Annotated in this window: 1 pseudogene; it reads left to right on the top strand. The window is 61.2% G+C overall.

What is annotated here, in order from left to right:
* Positions 1 to 214, top strand: a pseudogene (locus tag AF337_RS25780) (BMP family ABC transporter substrate-binding protein); the annotation flags it as partial.

A 214-nucleotide genomic window follows, 5' to 3' on the forward strand; every position in this document is an offset into this window, starting at 1 on the left:
GGGTGCGGCCGTTATCAAGGCGCTACCGGGCGTGACGCTGGTCGAAGAAGAGAATGTGCCGGAAACCGTCGACGTCCAGAAGACGATGGAATCCATGATCAACCTGGACGGCGCGACCCTGCTCTTTCCGACCTCCTTCGGCTACTTCGACCCACACATGCTGGCCGTGGCCGCTAAACATCCCGACATCCAGTTCCGGCATTGCGGCGGTCTC

The organism is Rhizobium ecuadorense (assembly GCF_001187535.1).
Taxonomy (GTDB): domain Bacteria; phylum Pseudomonadota; class Alphaproteobacteria; order Rhizobiales; family Rhizobiaceae; genus Rhizobium; species Rhizobium ecuadorense.